The 22330-nt window shown below is 62.0% G+C and carries 20 protein-coding genes; 11 read left to right on the top strand and 9 right to left on the bottom strand.

Annotated features, from left to right (window positions below; translation table 11 throughout):
* Positions 1-36: 36 nt before the first annotated feature.
* The 5 genes from parE (at position 37) to AC27VU_RS22775 (ending at position 6623) form a co-directional block, all read left to right on the top strand.
* Entirely contained in the window at positions 37-1944 is a 1908-nt protein-coding gene (gene parE, locus AC27VU_RS22795; protein ID WP_003221068.1) for a DNA topoisomerase IV subunit B, read from the top strand.
* A complete protein-coding gene (locus tag AC27VU_RS22790) occupies positions 1944-2933 on the top strand; it encodes an esterase-like activity of phytase family protein (protein WP_488724980.1) in 990 nt (329 codons plus the stop codon). Before parE ends, AC27VU_RS22790 begins: the two co-directional genes overlap by 1 nt.
* On the top strand, positions 2930-3454 hold the full coding sequence (locus AC27VU_RS22785; RefSeq protein ID WP_103485526.1) for a retropepsin-like aspartic protease family protein: 525 nt from the start codon (positions 2930-2932) through the stop codon (positions 3452-3454). The genes AC27VU_RS22790 and AC27VU_RS22785 overlap by 4 nt, the downstream gene beginning before the upstream one ends.
* 7 nt (positions 3455-3461) lie before the next feature.
* Positions 3462-5726 carry a DNA topoisomerase IV subunit A gene (parC, locus tag AC27VU_RS22780; RefSeq protein WP_003221074.1) on the top strand — a complete coding sequence of 755 codons (2265 nt, stop codon included), beginning with the start codon at positions 3462-3464 and terminating at the stop codon, positions 5724-5726.
* 186 nt (positions 5727-5912) lie between these two features.
* Positions 5913-6623, top strand: a complete 711-nt coding sequence (locus AC27VU_RS22775) for a PqiC family protein (RefSeq protein ID WP_003221076.1) — start codon at positions 5913-5915, stop codon at positions 6621-6623.
* A gap of 251 nt (positions 6624-6874) precedes the next feature.
* Here the strand turns inward: AC27VU_RS22775 and AC27VU_RS22770 are convergent, their stop codons facing one another.
* A complete protein-coding gene (locus tag AC27VU_RS22770) occupies positions 6875-8392 on the bottom strand; it encodes an AhpA/YtjB family protein (RefSeq protein WP_003221078.1) in 1518 nt (505 codons plus the stop codon).
* Positions 8393-8526: 134 nt separating this feature from the next.
* On the opposite strand from AC27VU_RS22770, the gene serB reads away from it, so the two are divergent.
* Entirely contained in the window at positions 8527-9741 is a 1215-nt protein-coding gene (gene serB / locus AC27VU_RS22765) for a phosphoserine phosphatase SerB (protein WP_003221079.1), read from the top strand.
* A gap of 103 nt (positions 9742-9844) precedes the next feature.
* On the opposite strand, the gene AC27VU_RS22760 is transcribed toward serB, so the two are convergent.
* Positions 9845-11599, bottom strand: coding sequence for a molecular chaperone (locus AC27VU_RS22760; RefSeq protein ID WP_488724979.1), 1755 nt, complete (start codon positions 11597-11599; stop codon positions 9845-9847).
* 220 nt (positions 11600-11819) lie between these two features.
* On the opposite strand from AC27VU_RS22760, the gene AC27VU_RS22755 reads away from it, so the two are divergent.
* Complete coding sequence (locus tag AC27VU_RS22755; protein WP_103485522.1) at positions 11820-12221, top strand: lectin OAA family protein; 402 nt, start codon at positions 11820-11822, stop codon at positions 12219-12221.
* Positions 12222-12281: 60 nt separating this feature from the next.
* Here AC27VU_RS22755 and asd read toward each other — a convergent pair whose 3' ends face one another.
* From asd to AC27VU_RS22740, 3 genes are read right to left on the bottom strand one after another with little or no spacing between them, the layout of a single operon-like run.
* Positions 12282-13142, bottom strand: a complete 861-nt coding sequence (gene asd, locus AC27VU_RS22750; protein ID WP_488724978.1) for an archaetidylserine decarboxylase — start codon at positions 13140-13142, stop codon at positions 12282-12284.
* Positions 13142-13975, bottom strand: a complete 834-nt coding sequence (rhdA, locus tag AC27VU_RS22745) for a thiosulfate sulfurtransferase (RefSeq protein ID WP_262141472.1) — start codon at positions 13973-13975, stop codon at positions 13142-13144. The genes asd and rhdA overlap by 1 nt, the downstream gene beginning before the upstream one ends.
* Positions 13976-14017: 42 nt before the next feature.
* Positions 14018-15556 carry an HDOD domain-containing protein gene (locus AC27VU_RS22740; RefSeq protein ID WP_488724977.1) on the bottom strand — a complete coding sequence of 513 codons (1539 nt, stop codon included), beginning with the start codon at positions 15554-15556 and terminating at the stop codon, positions 14018-14020.
* A 166-nt stretch (positions 15557-15722) separates the two neighbouring features.
* Here AC27VU_RS22740 and motA point away from each other — a divergent pair, with 166 nt between their 5' ends.
* Entirely contained in the window at positions 15723-16574 is an 852-nt protein-coding gene (motA, locus tag AC27VU_RS22735; protein ID WP_007952169.1) for a flagellar motor stator protein MotA, read from the top strand.
* Between the two features lie 3 nt (positions 16575-16577).
* Complete coding sequence (gene motB, locus AC27VU_RS22730) at positions 16578-17654, top strand: flagellar motor protein MotB (protein ID WP_488724976.1); 1077 nt, start codon at positions 16578-16580, stop codon at positions 17652-17654.
* 52 nt (positions 17655-17706) lie between these two features.
* On the opposite strand, the gene AC27VU_RS22725 is transcribed toward motB, so the two are convergent.
* From AC27VU_RS22725 to rsgA, 4 genes are all read right to left on the bottom strand, one after another.
* The gene (locus AC27VU_RS22725) at positions 17707-18198 is read right to left on the bottom strand and encodes a toll/interleukin-1 receptor domain-containing protein (protein ID WP_003221092.1); all 492 of its coding nucleotides are present in this window, start codon (positions 18196-18198) and stop codon (positions 17707-17709) included.
* Positions 18198-19157 (bottom strand): caspase family protein, encoded by a 960-nt coding sequence (locus AC27VU_RS22720; protein ID WP_488724975.1) that lies wholly within the window; start codon positions 19155-19157, stop codon positions 18198-18200. Before AC27VU_RS22720 ends, AC27VU_RS22725 begins: the two co-directional genes overlap by 1 nt.
* Positions 19158-19159: 2 nt before the next feature.
* Complete coding sequence (locus AC27VU_RS22715) at positions 19160-19567, bottom strand: TIR domain-containing protein (protein WP_003221095.1); 408 nt, start codon at positions 19565-19567, stop codon at positions 19160-19162.
* Positions 19568-19779: 212 nt separating this feature from the next.
* Entirely contained in the window at positions 19780-20811 is a 1032-nt protein-coding gene (rsgA, locus tag AC27VU_RS22710; RefSeq protein ID WP_003221096.1) for a small ribosomal subunit biogenesis GTPase RsgA, read from the bottom strand.
* 107 nt (positions 20812-20918) lie between these two features.
* Between rsgA and orn the strand changes: the two genes are divergently transcribed.
* Both orn and AC27VU_RS22700 read left to right on the top strand, forming a co-directional pair.
* Positions 20919-21461: an oligoribonuclease gene (gene orn, locus AC27VU_RS22705; RefSeq protein WP_003221098.1), complete on the top strand. Its 543-nt coding sequence runs from the start codon at positions 20919-20921 to the stop codon at positions 21459-21461.
* A gap of 204 nt (positions 21462-21665) precedes the next feature.
* Positions 21666-22277 carry a trimeric intracellular cation channel family protein gene (locus AC27VU_RS22700; RefSeq protein WP_003221099.1) on the top strand — a complete coding sequence of 204 codons (612 nt, stop codon included), beginning with the start codon at positions 21666-21668 and terminating at the stop codon, positions 22275-22277.
* Positions 22278-22330 lie beyond the last annotated feature (53 nt).

Here is a 22330-nt window from a genome sequence, read left to right as displayed (position 1 = left end):
GCCCCTTTTTCATTGAATCACTGACGACGAGACCCTATGGCCACTCCCAGCGCTAGCTCTTATAACGCCGACGCCATCGAAGTCCTCTCGGGCCTCGACCCGGTGCGTAAACGCCCCGGCATGTACACCGACACCAGTCGGCCGAACCACCTCGCCCAGGAAGTCATCGACAACAGTGTCGACGAAGCCCTGGCCGGCCACGCCAAATCGGTGCAGGTCATTCTGCACGCCGATCACTCGCTGGAAGTCAGCGACGACGGTCGCGGCATGCCGGTCGACATCCACCCGGAAGAGGGTGTGTCGGGGGTCGAGCTGATCCTCACCAAGCTGCATGCGGGCGGCAAGTTTTCCAACAAGAACTACCAGTTCTCCGGCGGTCTGCACGGGGTGGGTATTTCCGTGGTCAACGCCTTGTCGACCGAAGTCCGGGTGCGCGTGAAGCGTGACGGCAACGAATACCAGATGACCTTCGCCGATGGCTTCAAGGCCACCGAGCTGGAAATCGTCGGCACCGTCGGCAAGCGCAACACCGGCACCAGCGTGTACTTCGCGCCGGACCCGAAATACTTCGATTCACCGAAATTCTCCATCAGCCGCCTCAAGCACGTGCTCAAGGCCAAGGCTGTGCTGTGCCCGGGGCTGCTGGTCAGCTTCGAAGACAAAGGCACCGGCGAGAAAGTCGAGTGGCATTACGAAGACGGTCTGCGCTCCTATCTGGTGGACGCGGTCAGCGAATTCGAGCGCCTGCCGGACGAGCCGTTCTGCGGCAGCCTCGCCGGTAACAAGGAAGCGGTCGATTGGGCGCTGCTGTGGCTGCCGGAAGGTGGCGACGCGGTGCAGGAAAGCTACGTCAACCTGATCCCGACGGCGCAGGGCGGTACCCACGTCAACGGTCTGCGTCAGGGCCTGCTCGATGCGATGCGCGAGTTCTGCGAATTCCGCAGCCTGCTGCCGCGCGGCGTGAAGCTGGCGCCGGAAGACGTCTGGGAGCGCATCGCTTTCGTGCTGTCGATGAAGATGCAGGAACCGCAATTCTCCGGCCAGACCAAAGAGCGCCTGTCGTCCCGTGAAGCGGCGGCGTTTGTCTCCGGTGTGGTCAAGGACGCGTTCAGTCTGTGGCTCAACGCCAACCCGGAAACCGGTCTGGCGCTGGCCGAACTGGCGATCAACAACGCCGGTCGCCGCCTCAAGGCGAGCAAAAAGGTCGAGCGCAAACGCGTCACCCAGGGGCCGGCGCTGCCGGGAAAACTGGCTGACTGCGCGGGTCAGGACCCGATGCGTTCCGAGCTGTTCCTGGTCGAGGGTGACTCCGCCGGTGGTTCCGCCAAGCAGGCGCGGGACAAGGAATTCCAGGCGATCCTGCCGTTGCGCGGCAAGATCCTCAACACCTGGGAAGTCGACGGCAGCGAAGTGCTCGCCAGCCAGGAAGTGCACAACATCGCCGTAGCGATCGGGGTCGATCCGGGCGCGGCGGACATGAGCCAGCTGCGCTACGGCAAGATCTGCATCCTCGCCGACGCCGACTCCGACGGTCTGCACATCGCCACGCTGCTGTGCGCGTTGTTCGTCCAGCACTTCCGCCCGCTGGTGGATGCCGGTCACGTCTACGTGGCGATGCCGCCGCTGTACCGCATCGACCTCGGCAAAGAGATCTACTACGCCCTCGACGAAGCCGAGCGCGACGGGATTCTCGACCGTCTGGTGGCCGAGAAGAAGCGCGGCAAACCGCAGGTCACCCGATTCAAAGGTCTGGGTGAAATGAACCCGCCGCAACTGCGTGAAACCACCATGGACCCGAACACCCGACGTCTGGTGCAGTTGACGCTGGGCGACGATTTCGCCGAAACCTCGGAAATGATGGACATGCTGCTGGCGAAGAAACGCGCCGGTGACCGCAAGACCTGGCTCGAATCCAAGGGCAACCTCGCCGAGGTGCTGGCCTGATGCGGTTTGGCTGGGCCTTGGCGGGTGCCTTGCTGCTGAGTGCGATGAGCGTGTCGGCCGAACCGCTGCAGGAGCTGCGCGTGCTCTCCGAACACCCGGTCGACGGCATGCGCGGCGGCAACCTGTCGGGGCTGGCCATGTGTGGCAGCGAGTTGTGGGCGGTGTCGGACCGTGATGACGATCAGATCTATCGGCTCAATACCGCCGATCAGGTCTGGCAGGCCGAAGCCTTGCACATCGACGTGCCGCCAGTGCCGGAGACTGGTTTGCCGTGGGGGTTGCGCTCGCGCAATTGGGCCGCGTCGTTCGTGCGCGGTGGCGACCTCGATTTCGAAGGCATCAGCTGCGACAGCACCGGCAATCGCTACATTGTCAGCGAGGGCCACGCGGCGGTCTTGCAGGTGCCCGTCAGCGGCCCGGTCAACTGGCTGAAGATTTCGCCGATGATGGTTCGCGAAGCGCGGGCCAGTGGCATGCTCCTGCATTTCAATGCGATCTTCGAAGGTCTGGCGATCAACCCGGCGGGCGATCAGATGTGGCTGGCCGGCGAACGGCAAAACCGCGGCTTGCTGCTGATCAAGCGTCAGCAGACAGTGTGGGATTGCGACGGTCGTTGCGTGCTGCTCAGCGAGGGCGGCAAGGAGATGCAGCCGCCGCAGTTCCCGCACGCCAAAGCGGTCGACCGCGACTTTTCCGACCTTTCGTTGTTCAACGGCAAATTGTTTACCCTTGAACGCAACGCCTTCCAGATTTGTCGGCGCGATGCGCAGACTGCCAAGGTCGAGCGTTGCTGGTCGTACGCTGCTGAACTGTTGCAGGCCAACCGCCGTTATTCGCAGAACTTCGGGTTGGAAGAGGCATTGATCGTTGATGCTGATGGTGCGTGGGTCGGCGTCGACAATAATTTCGGCCCGCGGGCCGACGGTGAGGTTCGGCCGATCGTCTGGCGTTTCGCCGCGCCTGAAGGTGGCTGGAGCGCCAAGCCGTGAGTCAGCAACCGCCGGGCAAGCGCGCCGGTCGGGTGTTGATGATTCTGGCCTGGTGCGCGGGGCTGTTTCTGGCCACGCGGTTTTTCGGCCAGTGGGAAGAACGGCAGCAGAATCCGAACGTCGTGGTCACGTCCGAGCAGCATGACGGGGTGATCGAAGTGCAACTGGCCGGCAACGCCCAAGGGCATTTTGTCGCCAGCGGCCAGATCAACGGGGAACCGGTGGAGTTCATGCTCGACACCGGCGCCACCGATGTGGCGATCCCGGCGGATCTGGCCAAACGCTTGAAACTGGAAGAAGGTTTCGGTGTGACCCTGAGCACGGCCAACGGCCTGAGCCAGGGCTATCGTACAAAAATCGACCGCCTGCAACTGGGCGACATCGTGCTGCGGGATGTCCGCGCACTGGTGGCGCCGGGGCTGCATGGCGATCAGGTGCTGCTCGGCATGAGCGCCCTGAACAAACTTGAATTTACCCAGCGCGGTGGCACCATGCTGCTGCGCCAGACAACGAACCGATGAGGCCCGCATGAGCGACTCCCTTGATCTCAGCCTGGACGGTGTAGAACGCCGCTCGCTGGCTGACTTCACCGAAAATGCCTACCTCAACTACTCCATGTACGTGATCATGGACCGTGCCCTGCCGCATATCGGCGACGGCCTGAAACCGGTACAGCGGCGTATTGTCTACGCCATGAGCGAACTGGGGCTGGACGCCGATTCCAAGCACAAGAAATCGGCGCGTACCGTCGGTGACGTGCTCGGCAAGTTCCACCCGCACGGCGATTCGGCGTGCTACGAAGCGATGGTGCTGATGGCCCAGCCGTTCAGCTATCGCTACACGCTGGTCGACGGCCAGGGCAACTGGGGTGCGCCGGACGATCCGAAGTCCTTCGCTGCCATGCGTTACACCGAAGCCCGTCTGTCGCGTTATTCCGAAGTGCTGCTCAGCGAATTGGGCCAAGGCACCGCTGACTGGGGGCCGAACTTCGACGGCACCTTGCAGGAACCGCTGGTGTTGCCGGCACGTTTGCCGAACATCCTGCTCAACGGCACCACCGGCATCGCTGTCGGTATGGCCACCGATGTACCGCCGCACAACCTGCGCGAAGTCGCCACCGCTTGCGTGCGTCTGCTCGATGAGCCGAAGGCCACGGTCGAACAGCTCTGCGAGCACATTCAAGGCCCGGACTATCCGACCGAAGCGGAAATCATCACCCCGCGCGCCGACCTGCTGAAAATGTACGAAACCGGCAAGGGCTCGGTGCGCATGCGCGCCGTGTACCACGTCGAGGACGGCGACATCATCGTCACCGCGCTGCCGCACCAGGTCTCCGGGGCCAAAGTGCTGGAGCAGATCGCCGCGCTGATGCAGGCCAAACCGTCGAAAGCGCCGCAGATCGCCGACCTGCGTGACGAATCCGACCACGAAAACCCGTGCCGTATCGTGATCATTCCGGTCAACAGCCGCGTCGATCACGAAGCGCTGATGCAGCACCTGTTCGCCAGCACCGAGCTGGAGTCGACCTACCGGGTCAACGTCAACATCATCGGTCTGGACGGCAAACCGCAGCTGAAAAACCTGCGGGCGTTGCTGGTCGAATGGCTGGAGTTCCGCGTGCTGACTGTGCGTCGCCGCCTGCAATTCCGCCTCGACAAGGTCGAACGTCGTCTGCACCTGTTGGACGGTTTGTTGATCGCCTACCTCAACCTGGATGAAGTGATCCACATCATCCGCACCGAGGAACACCCGAAAGCCAAACTGATCGAGCGTTTCGCCCTCAGCGAGATTCAGGCTGACTACATCCTCGACACCCGTCTGCGGCAGTTGGCGCGACTGGAAGAGATGAAACTGCGTGACGAGCAGGACGAACTGCTCAAGGAACAGGCCAAGCTGCAAGCCCTGCTGGGCAGCGAAGCCAAGCTGAAGAAGCTGGTGCGCACCGAGCTGCTGAAAGACGCGGAAACTTACGGCGATGACCGTCGTTCGCCAATCGTCGAGCGCGCTGAAGCCAAGGCGCTGACCGAGCACGATCTGCTGCCGAACGAGAAAGTCACCGTTGTCCTGTCGGAAAAAGGCTGGATTCGCTCGGCCAAGGGGCATGACATCGACGCCACCGGTCTGTCGTACAAGGCTGGCGACGGCTTCAAGACCTCGGCGGCGGGGCGTTCCAACCAGTTTGCGGTGTTTATCGACTCCACCGGCCGCAGTTACTCGGTGGCCGCGCACACCTTGCCATCGGCTCGGGGCCAGGGCGAGCCGTTGACCGGCCGCCTGACCCCGCCACCGGGCGCGACCTTCGAATGCGTGCTGATGCCGGAAGACGATGCGTTGTACGTGATCGCCTCCGACGCCGGTTACGGTTTCGTGGTCAAAGGCGAAGACCTGCAAGCCAAGAACAAGGCTGGTAAAGCTTTGTTGAGCCTGCCGAACAACGCCAAAGTCATCGCGCCGCGTCCGGTCGCCGATCGTGAACAGAACTGGCTGGCCTCGGTCACGACCGAGGGGCGCCTGCTGATTTTCAAAATCAGCGATCTGCCACAGCTGGGCAAGGGCAAAGGTAACAAGATCATCGGGATTTCCGGTGAGCGCGTGGCCAGTCGCGAAGAATATGTCACGGACATCGCCGTGCTTCCGGAAGGCGCCACCTTGGTACTGCAGGCCGGCAAGCGGACACTCTCGCTGAAGGCCGACGACCTCGAACACTACAAGGGTGAACGCGGACGTCGTGGCAATAAGCTGCCACGTGGCTTCCAGCGAGTAGATGCGCTGCTCGTCGAAAACCTCAATTAGGCGAGAACGCCCTCCTAGAGAGCTCGATCTGCGATTTAACGCGTAGATCGACGCTTTGGCGCTGGAGTCGGAACGCATATTCACGGATGATATGGCCTTTCCAAACGCCGGCGTGGCCGAGCGTTCTTCATATTTATTGAGTATTTTCACTGTGGTCAGCCTTGTGGCGGCCACCTGGACGGGATGATGACTGCTCTGCGCCCCCTTATTTTCCTGCTCGCTGGCGTTTTGGGCCTGGCGGGCTGCAGCGTTCACCAGCCGGTGTCGCTGTATCAACTGGACAGTGGAAGTCCGGTTCAGCCTGCGCAAAGCGCAGGCATGGCGGTTTTGTTGGGTCCGGTAGTCGTGGCCGACTACCTGCAACGTGAAACCCTGCTGCAACGTCAACCGGACGGCAGCCTGCAAGCCTCGACCGACGGTCGCTGGGCCGGCAGCCTTTCGTCGGATATCGATCAATTGCTGATGCGTCAGGTGGCCGGTCATCTCGACAGCCAGCGTGTGGTGCTGGCACCGGCCACGTTGGGCTTTACCCCGGATGTGCAGGTATTGCTGACCATCACGCGTCTGGACTCCGGTGAGAAACAACCGGCGATCCTCGATGCGCAATGGCGTCTGATCGATCGTCGTGGTCAGGTGCGCGATAACCGCATCGTTCATCTGCAAGAGCTGCACGCCGGGACTACGGCTTCGCAGGTTCAGGCGCAGGGCATTCTGCTGCAGCGTCTGGCCGAGCAGTTGTCGGTGGCGCTCAAGCCATTGGCCAACCAGCCACCAGTGGCCGAAGCTCCGCGTAAAGCGGCGCCAAAACCGGCAGCGCCGGCGGCGGATGCCGATAAGCAACCGAAGATTCCGATGGCTTCGCCGATTCGCACCGATATGGAAGTGTTCCGCTTCTGAGTCTGGTTCGAGTCAAAACAAAGCCCGCCTTGTGCGGGCTTTGTCGTGTCTGGGGGCTGGAAATCTTTGCCGTCAGTGCGGGCCTCTTCGCGAGCAAGCTCGCTCCCACAGGTCTTGAAGGTGTTCACAAGGTCTGTGGCAGCAACCGTCCACTGTGGGAGCGAGCTTGCTCGCGAAAGGGCCGGTACAGGCAACAAAAAAGCCCGCAGACAATCACTCGTCTGCGGGCTTCTGTGCATCTGGCCTAAGGCTTACGCCCGGCGCTCATGCATCCGCGCCAGTTGCCGCTCCAGCATCGACGGATAAGGCTCCATCAGCCGCTCGACACAGCAGGCACCCTCAGGGCTGGCGATCGGGCGGATCCGCGCACGCTGGCGAATCAGCGCATCATCACCGATCTTGCGCTCGACCAGCAGCAGATTGCGGCTGTGTTGCGACAGGGCCAGGGCATCCTGGGCCGAATCGGTCAGCAGCAGGTCGATCTGGCTCAGACCGAACAGGTCATCGCCCAGGGTCAGGCCCAGTTGCAATTGCAGGGTGATGCCGCTGTCGGCGACTTCGATCTGCAACTGATGGCCCAGCGCCCGCAGCAGCTCGCCGCAGCAGATGGCATTGGTCAGATAGTCGTCGCCGCTGTCTTCGGTGTGGAACAGCATCAGTGTGCTGCCATCGTTCAGGGTTTCGATTTCGCCCTGATACAGCGAAGCGGCCTGGTCGAGGCAGTCGCGATAGCGCTCCAGCAACTCTTCCAGACGGGCACGCGGCAGGCGCCGCAGTTGCTCTTGCGAACCCAACTGGATCGCCAGCACCGCGCTGTGTTGCGGCACGCTCGGGGTCGCCTGACGCGGGGCCGCTGGAGCGGCTTCGGTCAGCGACTCGTCGCGCAGATCGGCAAACGGGTCTTCGTCGTCATCATCGTCTTCAACGGTGCTGACCACGTGGCGCGGCGCAGGCTTTTGCGCGGCCATCGGGCGGGTTTCGTCAAAGCTCGGGTCACGCAGATTGCGTACCTCAAACTCTGGCTCATCCTCCTCCTCGAACTCGGGTTCCGGCTCGGGCTCTGGTTTTGGCGCAGGTTCCGGAGCGAAGTTGGCGTGCAGCTGACGCGCCAGATCACCGATCTCGTCCTGACGGTCGGTGGCCGGGGTGTATTCGTCGATGTTGCGCAGCCAGACGCGCAATTGCAGCAGCGGCGTCGACAGGTAGCGACCCATGCGCAGGCTCAGGGCCAGCGACAGGGCCAGCAGAATCGCGCTGAGAATACCCATGCTTTGCAGGCTGATGGTCATCGGCTGCTGGAACTGATCCATGTCCAGGCTGATGCGCAGTTGCCCGGCAGTCACGTCCTGGAAGGTGATCTTGCTCTCGTACATGCCCTCGGCTTCGCCCAGCAGGCTGTGCTTGGGGCGCTGACCGGATTCGGCGAGGATGCGGTTGTCCACGCTATAGATAGCGGCGTGTGCAACCAGCTTGTTCTTGGTCAGGTTGTTGAGCAGCACGTTGAGGCTGAGGATGTCGTTGGACACCAACAGTTCAGTGGCAGAGGTGGCGGTCTGCGTGGTCAGGCTTTCGCCCAGCGCATCGGCCTGCTCGTGCATGGCCTGCTTGAACTGCAAGCCCATCACCCCGGCATAGATCACCAGGGCCAGAGCGACCAGGATCACGTTATGGCTGGCAATGCGCAATGCAATCGGCACACGGCGGTGGCGCAGTGCACGGAAGATCAGCAGGAAGAAGTTATCGGTTTTAACTGGCGTGGGCCGGTTCACTGAGCTCGGCTCTTTTGTCCGTGAAGTTGACGCGCAGTATAGCGACAGGCCCTAGACCGGCAAAGCGCTCGCGGTGCCCGATGGTCACTGAAAGTGGGTAGAATGCGGTTTTTTTCCAGTTGCGGGGGTGCGCGTTGCGCGAAATCGTCCTGATTAACATCACGGGAGTCGACCGTCCGGGTCTGACTGCGGCCATTACCGGCGTTCTGGCCCAGGGTGGTGTGAACATTCTCGACATCGGTCAGGCGGTGATCCACGACACCCTGTCGTTCGGCATCCTGGTTGAAATACCCGACTCCGAGCAAGGCAAAGCCGTGCTCAAGGACATTCTGTTCAAGGGCTACGAGCTTGAGCAGCAGGTGCGCTTCACCCCGGTGTCCGAAGAGGATTACCAGCAGTGGGTGGGCAATCAGGGCAAAAAACGCCACATCGTCACCCTGTTGACCCGCAAAGTGACCGCCGGTCAGTTGCAGGCTGTCAGTTCGATCACTGCCAAATATGGTCTGAATATCGATCATATCGACCGTTTGTCGGGTCGCATGCCACTGGACACGCCAGCCGACAAGGGCAAGGGCTGCATCGAGTTCTCCGTGCGTGGCGAAGCGGCTGATCCGCAGGCCCTGCGTGCCGAATTTCTCAGCGTTGCTCAGGAACTGAATGTCGACATCGCCTTCCAGGAAGATTCGCTGTTCCGTCGCAACCGGCGTCTGGCGGTGTTCGACATGGACTCGACCCTGATTGAAGCCGAAGTCATCGACGAACTGGCCAAGGCCGCCGGTGTCGGCGAGCAAGTCTCGGCCATCACCGAGCGCGCGATGGCCGGCGAACTGGATTTCCGCGCCAGCTTCAAGGAGCGCCTGGCGCTGCTCAAGGGCCTGGATGTCAGCGTGCTGGACTCGATCGGTGCTTCGCTGCGCCTGACCGAAGGCGCGGAAACCCTGTTCGCCGAACTCAAGCGCCTGGGCTACAAGACCGCGATCCTGTCCGGCGGCTTCACTTACTTCGCCAAGCAGTTGCAGGCCAAACTCGGCATCGACTACGTGTTCGCCAACGAACTGGAAGTGGTCGATGGCAAGTGCACCGGCGTGGCCATCGAGCCGATTGTCGATGCGCAGCGTAAAGCAGATCTGCTGAAGGAACTGGCGCACAAGGAAGGCTTGTGTCTGGAGCAGACCATCGCTGTCGGCGATGGCGCGAATGACCTGCCAATGCTGGCGATTGCCGGCCTGGGTGTAGCGTTCCGCGCCAAGCCGCTGGTCAAGCAGTCGGCCAAGCAGGCGATTTCCACCCTTGGGCTGGATGGCGTGCTGTATCTGCTGGGCTTTCGCGATCGCGACGGGCAACTCTGAAATCTCTGTTGTCTGAGCTGGCCACTTCGCGAGCAAGCCCGCTCCCACATTGGAACTCGGTCTCCTGTGGGAGCGGGCTTGCTCGCGAAGGGCTCAACTCGATCTAAAGCGATTTCCACAACGAGTCGAAATTCTCCTCGCCCCCGCCATTCTGCGCGGCTTCCAGCGAGCGATAGGCAAACTGATTGAAACTGTGCGTACTCGCCACCCGTCGATCCAGTCCGGCGCGGTGTTCTTCGCCGTGGGTGTTGATCAGCACTTTATTGCCTTCCTGAAACGGCAGGCGCGGGGCGAGCAAGGTCGCGGGCAAGTCGATGGCGCTGATCTCGGGCAGCAACAGGCCGCGCAAATAGTGGCTGTGATCGTCCCGCGAACGCACCAGTTGCAAGCCACAGGGTTCGGCGTGTGGCGCCACCAGCTCGATGCCCATTTGCGGCCCGCTGCCGCGTACCTGACGAATCCAGCGGATCACCGCAATGCTCCAGCCCTGATTCGAGCTGTCCTGAATACCGACCATTTCCCCGGCCTGCAACTCGGCGGGCACGTCACTCGGCCACATCAAGCAATAGCCGCCGGGACTGTGGTTGATCACCGCTAACGTGTAGGTCGGGTAGTGTGGAGTGCTGCTGGCGTTGCTTTCATCGTCGCCCAAGTGCTCGTACTGAATTTCCTCGTACGGCAGCAATTCCTCAGCCGCGCTCAGTGGGGCGGCGTCGAAGGCCTGGCTCCAGCTGTCCTTTTCGCCCTGAACCACGGCGCGGCTGAAGTTCGCCGCGCGGGCGCCGGGATGTTTCAGCAGTTCGCTGAAAGTGCGCTCGCCGCCCAGATAAAAGTGCAGGGCGCTCATGCCGACGCACACGCTCAGGCTGCCCTGACCGATGGTGCGCTGAAAGCTGCGCTCGGCGGTATGTCCCCAACTCGCGTGCAAATGCTGCAGGGTATCGAGGCTTAGTCCTGCCGGGACGGGCAGCGGCGTCGACGTCTCTTGCTGCAGTAAATGCGCTTCGATCACGTTCACCAGCGGTTGTGGATCGAAGCCCTGCAGTGCGCCCTGTTGTTCTTTGCGAAACATGCTGCGGTAACGCGGACCGGCGTCCAGTTCGGCGCTGATGGCGAACAGTCCATCGTCCGGCCTGCCGGGATGCAGCTTGAGCAGGGCGCTCCACGGTTCCAGCACTTCGGCCAGTCGGGCGATCTGGTTCTGACGCAATTGATTGCAACGGGCGCTGCCCAGCAGCAACGCGGCGATATAGGTCTGTTCCAGGCTCAGTTCGCTGCTCAGGCTCGCCAGATCGTCAGGCACCTGGCGCTGATGCAACTGCAATGCGCAGGCGCAGCGATACAGCTGATGCAGCTCGATCCACAGATGCTCCGGCGGCGGGCTATACAGCTGCGTCGCGCGCAGCAGTTGCCCCTTGAGTGCATGTGCTGCCCGTTGCAGGGCCTGACTGACCAGCGCCGCACGATCCTTGGTGTACTTAGGCGCAATGCGCAGAACGATCTGCTTGTAGCCGATGGCCAGCTGACTTTGCAGCGCCTGGCACAGATTGCTGATCTTGCGCGAACGGTCATCGAGCATGATCGCCTGAAGCAGGAAGTGCCGCTCCAGATGCTGACAAACGAAATACACCTCGGGGCGCAGCAGCTCCAGGAGGTGCAGGCGATTGTCGCTGGGGGTAAGCAATTGGTTGAGTTCGCCCAGGCCCTGGTACAACTGGCGAGCGGTTTCGCCGATGTTGGCCTTGGGCAGGCCGGCGATCCAGCGCTTGAGGTCGCGCGGGGTGGCTTCGCAGAACGACAGGCGCGTTTGCGTCGGGATCGGGGCGCGCAGGGAGGGTTGGGGGCGTGACTCACTCATGCCGTGACGGGCTCCAGCGGCGAAATAGGCAACTCCGAGAACTCTAGCAGCTGTGATCCGTTTCGCCGGATGGCGGCAGGCTTTTTGACCGCTGGTCTGCTGGCCGGATGCCATTCGACAAGCCCTACTAGGCTCTCAGGCGTGCGATCGGAAACGCACGGTTGCACGGCCTGCCGTCAACCTCGGGCAGGTCTCCCGAAACTTCAAGGAGATGAGGTTCATGTCTAAATATGCAGTGGCAAATCAATGGGGCGGCAGTTCGGCACCGTGGCATCCGGGTGGAACCTGGGTGTTGGGCGGGCGGGACAACCAGAAAGTCGTCGCCATCGAGATCAAGTCGAGCGATGGCGGCAAAAGCTTCACCGGCACCATGACTTACGCCGGCGAAGGCCCGATTGGCTTCAAGGCGCAGCGCACCGGTCAGAATCAATACAACGTCGAGAACCAGTGGGGTGGCAATGATGCCCCATGGCATCCGGGCGGCAAGTGGGTGATCGGTGGTCGGGACAATCAGGACGTGGTCGCGTTGAGCGTCACTTCCAGCGATGGAGGGAAAAACCTCAGTGGCACCAATACCTACGCCAACGAAGGGCCGATCGGCTTCCGTGGGCAGATAGAGTAACGGCGCCTCCCAGGTCGTGTCCGCCCCTTCACAGACGTGTGAAAGGGCGGATCAGCCGGCTCAGGCAGTCGGCAGGGCCAGGGCCTGGCCCATCTGCACTGGCGAACCCGCCACCAGTTCTTCAGTCCACTTCACTTGATCCGGGCCGAACAGCACGATCGCCGTCGAACCCAGTTTGAAACGCCCCAGTTCCGCGCCTTTTTCCAGATGAATCGGCGCACGGGCAGCTTCGTCGTAGCGGAAGGTTTTCAGTTCGCGCTTCGGTGGGGTGACCAGACCGGCCCATACGGTTTCGATCGAAGCGACGATCATCGCGCCGACCAGTACCACGGCCATCGGCCCGCGCTCGGTGTCGAAGATGCACGCCACGCGCTCGTTGCGGGCGAACAGTTCCGGGACGTTTTCGGCAGTGGTCTGGTTGACCGAGAAGATCCGGCCCGGGATGTAGACCATTTCGCGCAGAGTGCCGGCCAGCGGCATGTGCACGCGGTGGTAGTCCTTCGGCGACAGGTAAATGGTGGCGAAGTCGCCGCCCATGAATGGCGCGGCATTGGCGGCGTCACCGCCGAGCAGTTCCAGCACGCTGAAGCTGTGGCCCTTGGCCTGGAACACGCGACCGTGTTCGATCGGGCCGAGCTGGCTGACTGCACCGTCGGCCGGGCTGAGGATTGCGCCCGGAGTCTGGTCCAGTGGCCGCGCGCCGTCCTTCAGGGCACGGGTGAAGAACGCGTTGAAGTGCTCGTAGGCGGTCAGGTCTTCAACCAGTGTTTGCGACATGTCCACTTGATAACGCTTGGCGAACCACTGGGTGAAGGCATTCTTGAACCAGCGCACGCGGCACTCGGCAACGCAGCCGGCCAGGCGCGACAGCAAGTGATGAGGCAGCAGGTACTGGCTGAGGATAAACAGACGCTCTTTCATTAGTTGTCCTTAGAACCTTGAATCTCGACAGGCGTATCAGGGTGGTTGCCCCATTCGCCCCAGGAACCGGCGTAGCCCTTGACCCGCGGATAACCGAGGGATTTGGCCACCAGATAAGTGAAGCCCGACCGGTGATGGGTCTGGCAGTGAGTAATGATTTCTTTGTCCTTGGTGATCCCGAGGTCATCGAGGATCTGCGGCATATCCGTGCGAATCCGCAACTGACGCGCCTTGTCCATGCCGGCGGTCCACTCGAAGTTGACCGCGCCGGGAATGTGTCCGCCCTTGGCAGCCAGCACCTTCTCGCCCGAAAACTCCAGCGGTCCGCGCGCATCCCAGATCGCCAGATCGGCGGCGCCGAGCCGGCTTTGCAGGTATTCGCGGGTGGCCGTCGGCTCGTCGTGCAGGGTCAGCGCCACCGGGCCGCCCACCGCAGGCGGAACCTGGATCGACATCGGCATACCCGCTTCCAGCCACGCCGGCAGACCGCCGTCGAGGTAGTGGTACTTGTCGTGGCCGATCACGTCGAGCAACCAGATGAAGCGTCCGGCCCAGCCACCGCCTTCGTCGTCATAGACCACGTAGACCGCGTCCTGGCGATGGCCCAGTTCACCGAACAGGGCTTCCAGATCGGCCTTGGCTGGCAGCAATCCCGGCGCCGGCGGCTGGCCGAGCTGGGTGCGCTTCGGATCGACAAAGCGTGCGCCTGGCAGATGGCCCTCGGTATAGCGGGCGGCACTGGTCAGGTCCACCAGAATCAGTTCGCTGGCATCCAGCCGAGGGAGCAGGTCGCTCGGTTCGATGACGAGCGGCAAGCCAGAGAAGTCAGACATGTGAGGTCTCCAGAGCACAAAGGGGGGGATTGTAGCGCAGCCTCATCGGCCACGGCTGCTAAAGCTGTGCAGGGCCTTTTCGATGCACTGCGCGGTTTTGCCGAAAGCCTGCACGCTGATGTCGGCGAACGGCCCACCGCCCTGGTCGGCGACGACGATCATGATCACCCGGCCGTTATTGACCAGCGAGCGCAGGAACAGGTGCTCGCCGCGGAACAGCGTGCGCAGGCCTTGCGGCAGCAGCGCGGAGAATTGCGCGTTGTTCTCGGGGTTGATCCGCACCTGTGCCTGCTGCGCGAGCAACCGTTGCAGAACTTTGCTCTGACTAACGACAAAATTCAGCGCGGCGGCTTCCTTCGGCAAACCGAAGGTCCGGTGCACCCGCAGATTCGATTGCGTGCGGTCGGCCATCAGAATCATCACCCGGCGCATGCCACTGGCCACCAGCGCATCACGCGCGGCGACGGTCAGGCTCATGGCATTGGTGAAGCGGCTCGGCTCGGCCAGCAGTTCGGCGCATTGCCGGCGCCATTGAGTCAGATCCTCGGCACTCGGCGCGGCCGCCGGCAGCATCCCGGCCGGCAACCGATGGGTGCCCCACGGCCATAATAATGAAACGGCCGGGTGCCACAGATCGGGCATTGCATGCTGGCGCGCACTGTTGGCCGCTTGCTGGTGCAACTGCTGCTGCACTTCGTCCATCGAGATTTGCAGATAAAGGCTGGTCAGGTACTGCCAGCGCTCACTGTGCGGACTGTCCCAGGCCTGTTGCGCCGACAGCGCCAGGCCGTTGGCCAGCAACACGGTGTTGGCCGGTTGGTTGAGCCAGCGGCGCAGGGTCGGATCGTCGTCGAGGCGATTCTGCTGGCGCAGCGGATGCTCGCTGTCACGGGCGATGCGCAGCACTTTCACCAGTTCGCGCTGCTCGCTGAGCAGCAGTTTATAGCCTTGCTGCACCCAGATCGGCAGGTGCCAGACCTGGACCAGTGCCTCGGCGATCTTCAGCAGGCGCACGCCAAACAGTTGCTTCTCGACGACCGGGGCCGATTCGCCCTTGTGGATAACTCGCACTTCCCACTCTTCGAGCAATTCTGGAAACGTCAGCGCCAGCGGCCATAACGGCGAGAGAAACAACAGGCTGCCCCAATGAATGTCCTGCCACAGCCGCGCGAGGCGACTGGCGAAAAAACCGTTGGCCTGTTGTGTGGCGTGCTGGCTGATCATCTGCAGTTGGCGCAGCGCCTTGGGGATCTGCATCTGCGGTTCGACGGGAAGACGCGCGAGCAATTCTTCGGTACGCGCAAGGCCCAGACGGTTGATCGCCACCTCGAGATTTTCCGCCGGTGCGGTCATCGTGCCGAGGGTGTGACGATTGGCCTCACGGATGATGCTCAAGGCCAGCGCGGGACTGTCCTGCATCAGGTCGGCGATATCGCGCAGCGAGCTGCGGTTGTCGCGGATCGCCCGGCAAACCTTGTCGTGAGCCTCTTGCGGCACGGGCAGGCGCACGCCATCGAGCAGCTTGACCCAGCCCTCGAGCGTGGTCGGTTTTACATGTGGGACGTTCGTTTCATTAGCCATGTCTGGACGAGATCTTCACTGACTGTAGACGCGCCCGGCATGGGCTAAATTGGCTTTTCGCCTGAACTGGCTATAGTCTGGCGCAGTTTTGCCGATAAGTAGAAGAAGAGATTTTTTAACTTCCGAATATGACCTTGAACCCGACTCAGTAAGTACTTTCCTACCTATGGCTAAAATTATCGGCATCATCGTCGTATTCGCGAGCGTGCTCGGCGGATACGTGCTCTCCCACGGCAAAATTGCCGCCCTGATCCAGCCTTTCGAGGTGATGATCATCGGTGGTGCGGCCCTCGGTGCATTCCTGCAGGCCAACCCCGGTTACATGACGATGCACGTGCTCAAGAAATCCCTGAGCATGTTCAGTTCGCGCTTCAGCCACACGTTCTATCTGGAAGTGCTCGGCCTGATCTACGAGATCCTCAACAAGAGCCGCCGCGAAGGCATGATGGCCATCGAAGGCGACATCGAAGACGCTGCCGCGAGCCCGATCTTCGCCAAGTACCCGGCCGTGCTCAAAGACGAGCGCATGACCGCGTTCATCTGCGATTACCTGCGCATCATGTCCTCCGGCAACATGGCTCCGCATGAGTTGGAAGGCCTGTTCGACATGGAGCTCTACAGCCTCAAGGAAGACCTCGAGCACCCGTCCCATGCGGTGAACGGTATCGCTGACGCCATGCCCGGTTTCGGTATCGTCGCGGCGGTACTGGGTATCGTGGTGACCATGGCTTCGCTGGGTGAGGGCGATCAGAAATCCATCGGCCTGCACGTGGGTGCGGCACTGGTCGGTACCTTCTTCGGTATTCTCGCGGCCTACGGTTTCTTCGGGCCGTTGGCGCACTCCCTGGCGCACGATGCCAAGGAAGAACTGAACGTCTACGAAGCCATCAAGGCCTCGCTGGTGGCGTCGGCTTCCGGCATGCCGCCATCGCTGGCCGTGGAGTTCGGGCGCAAGGTTCTGTACCCGGCGCACCGTCCAAGCTTTGCCGAGCTGGAACAAGCCGTTCGCGGTCGTTAAGCCATGGAAAATAATCAGCCGATAATCATCAAGCGCGTCAAGCGCATAGCCGGTGGGCACCACGGCGGGGCGTGGAAAATCGCCTTCGCCGACTTCGCCACGGCGATGATGGCGTTCTTCCTGGTGTTGTGGCTGCTGTCCACCGCAACGCCTGAGCAGAAGATCGCCATCGCCGGTTACTTCAAGGATCCGGTCGGCTTCTCCGAAAGCGGTACGCCGTACATCATCGATCTGGGCGGCACGCCGACCCTGGCGCCGGAAAACACCCTCAACCCTGAAGTGAAGTCGCAGCCGCAACCGGACAAGGTCACGGTCGACACCGAGCAGGTCGAAGGCATGGCCGAGCAGGTCGAGAAAGAGCGCCTGGAACTGTTGCTGCAAGAACTGCAGAACAAGGTCAACGAGAACCCGCAACTGCAGAAGTTCAAGGACCAGATCCTGTTCGAGATCACCCCGAACGGCTTGCGCATCCAGATCATGGACGCCGAGAACCGGCCGATGTTCGACTCAGGTTCCGCACGCCTGAAACCGTACTTCGAAGACATCCTGCTGGCCATGGCCGACACCATCAAAGCGGTGCCGAACAAGATCAGCATCAGTGGCCATACCGACGCCAAGCCGTATACCGGCACCGGCGATTTCGGCAACTGGGAACTCTCGGCCAACCGTGCCAACGCCGCGCGGCGTGCACTGGTTGCCGGCAGCTATCCGGACGGGCAAGTGGCGCGGGTGGTGGGTTATGCCTCGTCGGCGCTGTTCGACAAGGAAGATCCGTTCAACCCGGTCAACCGCCGCATCGACATCGTGGTCCTGACCAAGAAGGCCCAGGCCGCCATCGAAGGCTCGCAAGGTGCCGAACCGGCCAAGCCCGCCGCCGAAGGCCAGAACGGCGCCGCTCCGGCAGCGCCGGTCGATCCGAACGCGCTGCCGGCGGATCAGCAACCAGTGCCGGCGCACGAGTTGCGTGAACGCCTGAACCTGTTCGACGACGCCGCACCAAAACCGGCAGTGCCGGGGACTGTGGCACCAGCGCCGGCGGCTCCACCAGCCGCCGCACCGGCGCCCGCGCCGAAGCAGTGACCGACAAAAAAGCCGACAGCGATGTCGGCTTTTTTGTGGCTGTCGATTGACCTCAGAACCCGCGACGAATCCGGTTCTTCAGCCCCTCATGGAACATCTCGGCATTGATCTTGTTCGCACTGCGCGTCGATTGATTGCCGGTCACCGAGTCGAGCGTCATCGAGCGTTTGATCGTGCCTTCGCTGCGATAGGCCTCGATGAAGAAATCGACATCCGTGGGCGTGCTCAGCTTCGGCCACTTGTCCAGATACTCCGGCAGTTGCGCCGGCCCGGTGCGGAACGAGCAGATCCGCCGGTTGCTGATCGTCGCTTCGCCGATTTCGAACGGCACCCACCACGACAACGCGGTTTTCTCCGACACCACCGCCAGCAGGTGCGTGCATTCGGTGATGTTGCGCGTGATGACCCCGGTGATGTCGTCGGTGGTCTGCGATTCCGGGTCGAGCACGTCGAGGTAGGTCTTGATGTTGGCCTGCATCAATTGGGCATTGATCGCCATGGCCTGCGGGCGATCCATGTGGCGGTAGCTGATGAATACGGGCATCAGAAGTGTCCTTTTATGGCGAGTTCGCGGTAATAGGCGCCGAGCGCCGTGAGACGGCAGCCAGTGGAGTGAATGGCCGCGTAATACATGTGTTCGGCGTCGACCGGTTCGATCAGGCTGTGGCGGTTGCACTTTTGCAGTTGGGCGAAGACCTCGCCGTGCTCCGGGTCGAAAGTTGCTTCGGTGGGTTCGTAGCTGGGGGCGAGGCGGAACGTCGATTCGGCTTCGGCGAACCATTCCGGCAGTTTGCGCAGGATCTCCTTGGGGATCAGCGGCGAGACTTCGCGCAGGGAGATGAACTGCGAGACGTTGGTCTTGAACACCGGGCGCTGCTCCCAGGCATCGAGTGCGTTGTCGACGAAGGAATACAGGCTGCCCGGGGTGATCTTGCCGAGGATGTTCGCCGCACCGCCGTGCAGGGCCTGCAACAGTAAACCGGTGAACACACCGTGTTGCGCACCTTCCAGGGCCGGCTCTTCCTTTTTGCAGGCGGTCAGGATGGTCATGCCTTCGCCGACCACGCTGCTTTCGCTGCGCAAGGCGCGCACTTCGCCGGCCGCGCCGCTCTGGCAGCAGTCGAGGATGATCACTTTGTTTTTGATTTTCGTGGCTTTGGCGGCCCAGTTGAGAATGTCGCTGATGCGGATGCCGTCCTTGGCGCTGCGATAGTCCTGCGGCAGGAGCATGCCTTCATCGTTGTCGCTGTCGAAGCCGCCGTGCCCGGCGAAGTACAGCAGGGCGACGTTGCAGTCGCCGGAGAACAGCTCGCGAATCTGGTCTTCGAGCTTGCCTCGACCAAGGTCGTCCTCAGCCGAGGTCAGCACCACGTTTTTGAAGTTGGGGTCACCGTTGGCGTCGGTCTTCAGCACGGACGCCATGGCCATGGCGTCGTTGCAGCAACCGCTCAAGGGCGAAACGTGCGCGTAGTGGTTGATGCCGATAAACAGTCCCTTGCGCATGTTTACACCGCCGTGTGCTGACGGATCGCACCGATGATGCTGTTGGTGTTCCACGCGCACTCGGCGTGTGCCGCCTCACGTACCACCGTGGAAATGCGCTCGGCGCCGAACGGCTTGATTGCGATGATCACTTTGCCCATGCGTTTGGCGATCTCGATTTCCTTGTTGATCCACTTGCTGTAGGTCGAATACATCCCGGCCATGATCAGCACCGCCGAGCACGGACGAATCTTGTTTTCGATGGCTTCCTCGAGCTGCTTGTCGGTCTGCGCGCCCATGATCGGGTTGTGCGGCGGCACGGAAAAATTCTTGAAGCTGAAATCTGCCTTGGCGCCGAGCAGGCGCACCAGATTGTCGTGGGCGTGGGCGTAGTTCCACGAATGGCTGATGAACAAATGGTAGGTCTGCATGGGGTTCCTCGAAGGTCGCGAAGGTGCGAAGGAACAACCCAATTTAGGCATCTCTAAAGTGCCCGCAAGGTCTGCGCACGGAAAGAGAAATGTCCTGCAGGCAGGCGCGAGCAGGCCTGTCAGAAAGGTCTGACGTTTAAACGGTCGGGGGATGTGTCAGGCGTGGTCCGACATCCGGCAGCCCTCGGACGAGGGGCTGCCGGTGCAGATGTTTAGTAGCCGTTTTCCGGCAGGCTGGCGATGATCGAGCGGTAGCTGTTCATCCGTTGCTGCTGCACGCGGCCATCTTCGAGGGCCTTGAGCAGGGCGCAACCCGGTTCGCGATCGTGCTTGCAGTCGCGGAAGCGGCAGGTGCCGAGCAGGTCGTTGAACTCGATGAAGCCGGCTTCGACGTCGGCGCGGCTGACGTGGCCCAGGCCGAACTCACGGATACCCGGGGAGTCGATCAGCTCACCGCCGCCAGGGAAGTGGAACAGGCGCGCGGTGGTCGTGGTGTGCGTGCCCTGACCGGACAACTCCGACAGCGGGCCGACACGGGTTTCGACTTCCGGCAACAGGCTGTTGACCAGCGACGACTTGCCGACCCCGGACTGGCCGACGAACACGCTGATGCGGCCGTCGAGCTGCTTCTGCAACTGTTCCATGCCGTTGCCGTGATGCGCGGAGACTTCCAGCACCGGATAACCCAGCGTGCGGTACACCGCCAGCAGCGCGTTGAGCGCCGGGGCGTTCTGCTCGTCGATCAGGTCGAACTTGTTCAGCAGCAGCAACGGGCGGATGCCGGCGTGTTCGGCGGCGACCAGGTAGCGGTCGATCAGGTTGGCGTGCGGCTCGGGCAGCGGTGCGAAGACGATGACGATCATGTCGACGTTGGCAGCGACTGGCTTGAGCTGGCCACGGCTGTCCGGGCGGCAGAGTTCGGTGCTGCGCGGCAGTTGCGCGACGATCACCCCGATGCCCTGGTTGCCGGCGCGCCAGACCACCCGATCACCGGTCACCAGTGCCGGCAGGTTGGCGCGCAGGTGGCAACGGAAAACCTGGCCGGCCTGTTCGCCGTCCACGGCCTCGACTTCGACCTGCACACCGAAGTGGGCGATCACCAGGCCGTGTTGCTCTGGGCCCAGGTCGCCGCCCTCGAGGGCTTCGACCGCCGAGGACTCGCGTTTGGCGGCGCGCGCGGCGCGCTCGCCTTGAATCTTTTCGATGCGCCAGTTTTGACGACGATTGAGTTGGCGTTTGGCCATGGGTGTTCCGTCTGAAGAATGCAGCGATTAGATAAAGCGGCCGCGAGTTTAGCACGCCCGGGCATCGGCCTAGGCTAAACTGCGCAGCATTGCCTAGGAGCCCGAATATGCAAAACCCGCAGAACCTGATCTGGATCGACCTGGAAATGACCGGTCTGGATCCGGAAAACGACGTCATCATCGAAATGGCCACCATCGTCACCGACAGTGACCTGAACACCTTGGCCGAAGGCCCGGTGATCGCCATTCACCACAGTGACGAAGTGCTCGCCCGCATGGACGAGTGGAACACCCGCACCCACGGCAACTCGGGCCTGACCCAGCGTGTGCGTGACAGCCGTATCAGCATGGCCGAGGCCGAGGCCGAAACCATCGCTTTCCTCGAGAAATGGGTACCGAAGGGCAAGTCGCCGATCTGCGGCAACAGTATCTGCCAGGACCGCCGCTTCCTTTATACCCACATGAAGGCGCTGGAAAGCTACTTCCACTACCGCAACCTCGATGTGTCGACGCTCAAAGAGCTGGCCGCACGCTGGGCACCGGACGTGCGCGACAGCTTCAAGAAGGGCAGCACTCACTTGGCACTGGACGACATCCGCGAGTCGATCGCCGAGCTGCAGCACTACCGCAAGCATTTCATCAAGTTCTGATTGAGGGGTGTCTGCCCTGACGTCTTCGCGAGCAAGCCCGCTCCCACAATTTGGAATGCGTTCCCCCTGTGGGAGCGGGCTTGCTCGCGAAGAGGGCATCAGAGTCCCGTAAGATTCAAGTCAGAAATGCATCCCGGAGCGCGCCCCCTTCTGGTGCGGCGCTGAAATGGCTAGACTGCGCGCCTTCCTGCCAGGACCGCCGCCATGTTGCTGATGCTCTATCTGATCGCCATTACCGCTGAAGCCATGACTGGCGCGTTGTCTGCCGGACGGCGCGGCATGGACTGGTTTGGTGTGGTGCTGATCGCCTGCGTCACCGCGCTGGGTGGCGGTTCGGTGCGTGACGTGTTGCTCGGGCACTATCCGCTGACATGGGTCAAACACCCGGAATACCTGGTGCTGACCTCGGCCGCCGCGATGCTCACCGTGTTCACCGCCCGCTGGATGCGTCACCTGCGCTCACTGTTTCTGGTGCTCGATGCGGTCGGTCTGGTGGCGTTCACCCTGATCGGCTGCATGACCGCTCTGGAAATGGGCCACGGCATGCTGGTGGCCTCGGTCAGCGGCGTGATCACCGGGGTATTCGGCGGCATCCTGCGCGACATCTTCTGCAACGACATCCCGCTGATCTTCCGCCGCGAACTGTACGCCAGCGTCTCGTTCGCCGCCGCGTGGTGCTACATGCTCTGTCTGTATCTGAATGTGCCGAGCGAGCAGGCGATCCTGATCACCTTGTTCGGCGGCTTTCTGCTGCGGCTGCTGGCGATTCGGTTCCACTGGGAAATGCCCAAGTTCGTCTACAACGACGCACCTTGACGTCACGCTGGCGATCGCATGGAAATATTCTGTCGGGAATGTTGAATAGATGC

The organism is Pseudomonas sp. 14P5.3.2 (assembly GCF_057799175.1).
Note: the sequence above shows the minus strand (reverse complement) of the source record. Positions and strands in the feature narration are given on the sequence as shown.

Excerpts from the sequence above, each read along its gene's own strand:
- parE (WP_003221068.1), top strand. The coding sequence starts at position 37 with ATGGCCACTCCCAGCGCTAGCTCTTATAACGCCGACGCCATCGAAGTC.
- AC27VU_RS22790 (WP_488724980.1), top strand. The coding sequence starts at position 1,944 with ATGCGGTTTGGCTGGGCCTTGGCGGGTGCCTTGCTGCTGAGTGCGATG.
- parC (WP_003221074.1), top strand. The coding sequence starts at position 3,462 with ATGAGCGACTCCCTTGATCTCAGCCTGGACGGTGTAGAACGCCGCTCG.
- AC27VU_RS22775 (WP_003221076.1), top strand. The coding sequence starts at position 5,913 with ATGACTGCTCTGCGCCCCCTTATTTTCCTGCTCGCTGGCGTTTTGGGC.
- AC27VU_RS22760 (WP_488724979.1), bottom strand. The coding sequence starts at position 11,599 with ATGAGTGAGTCACGCCCCCAACCCTCCCTGCGCGCCCCGATCCCGACG.
- AC27VU_RS22755 (WP_103485522.1), top strand. The coding sequence starts at position 11,820 with ATGTCTAAATATGCAGTGGCAAATCAATGGGGCGGCAGTTCGGCACCG.
- asd (WP_488724978.1), bottom strand. The coding sequence starts at position 13,142 with ATGAAAGAGCGTCTGTTTATCCTCAGCCAGTACCTGCTGCCTCATCAC.
- rhdA (WP_262141472.1), bottom strand. The coding sequence starts at position 13,975 with ATGTCTGACTTCTCTGGCTTGCCGCTCGTCATCGAACCGAGCGACCTG.
- AC27VU_RS22740 (WP_488724977.1), bottom strand. The coding sequence starts at position 15,556 with ATGGCTAATGAAACGAACGTCCCACATGTAAAACCGACCACGCTCGAG.
- motA (WP_007952169.1), top strand. The coding sequence starts at position 15,723 with ATGGCTAAAATTATCGGCATCATCGTCGTATTCGCGAGCGTGCTCGGC.
- motB (WP_488724976.1), top strand. The coding sequence starts at position 16,578 with ATGGAAAATAATCAGCCGATAATCATCAAGCGCGTCAAGCGCATAGCC.
- AC27VU_RS22725 (WP_003221092.1), bottom strand. The coding sequence starts at position 18,198 with ATGCCCGTATTCATCAGCTACCGCCACATGGATCGCCCGCAGGCCATG.
- AC27VU_RS22720 (WP_488724975.1), bottom strand. The coding sequence starts at position 19,157 with ATGCGCAAGGGACTGTTTATCGGCATCAACCACTACGCGCACGTTTCG.
- AC27VU_RS22715 (WP_003221095.1), bottom strand. The coding sequence starts at position 19,567 with ATGCAGACCTACCATTTGTTCATCAGCCATTCGTGGAACTACGCCCAC.
- rsgA (WP_003221096.1), bottom strand. The coding sequence starts at position 20,811 with ATGGCCAAACGCCAACTCAATCGTCGTCAAAACTGGCGCATCGAAAAG.
- orn (WP_003221098.1), top strand. The coding sequence starts at position 20,919 with ATGCAAAACCCGCAGAACCTGATCTGGATCGACCTGGAAATGACCGGT.
- AC27VU_RS22700 (WP_003221099.1), top strand. The coding sequence starts at position 21,666 with ATGTTGCTGATGCTCTATCTGATCGCCATTACCGCTGAAGCCATGACT.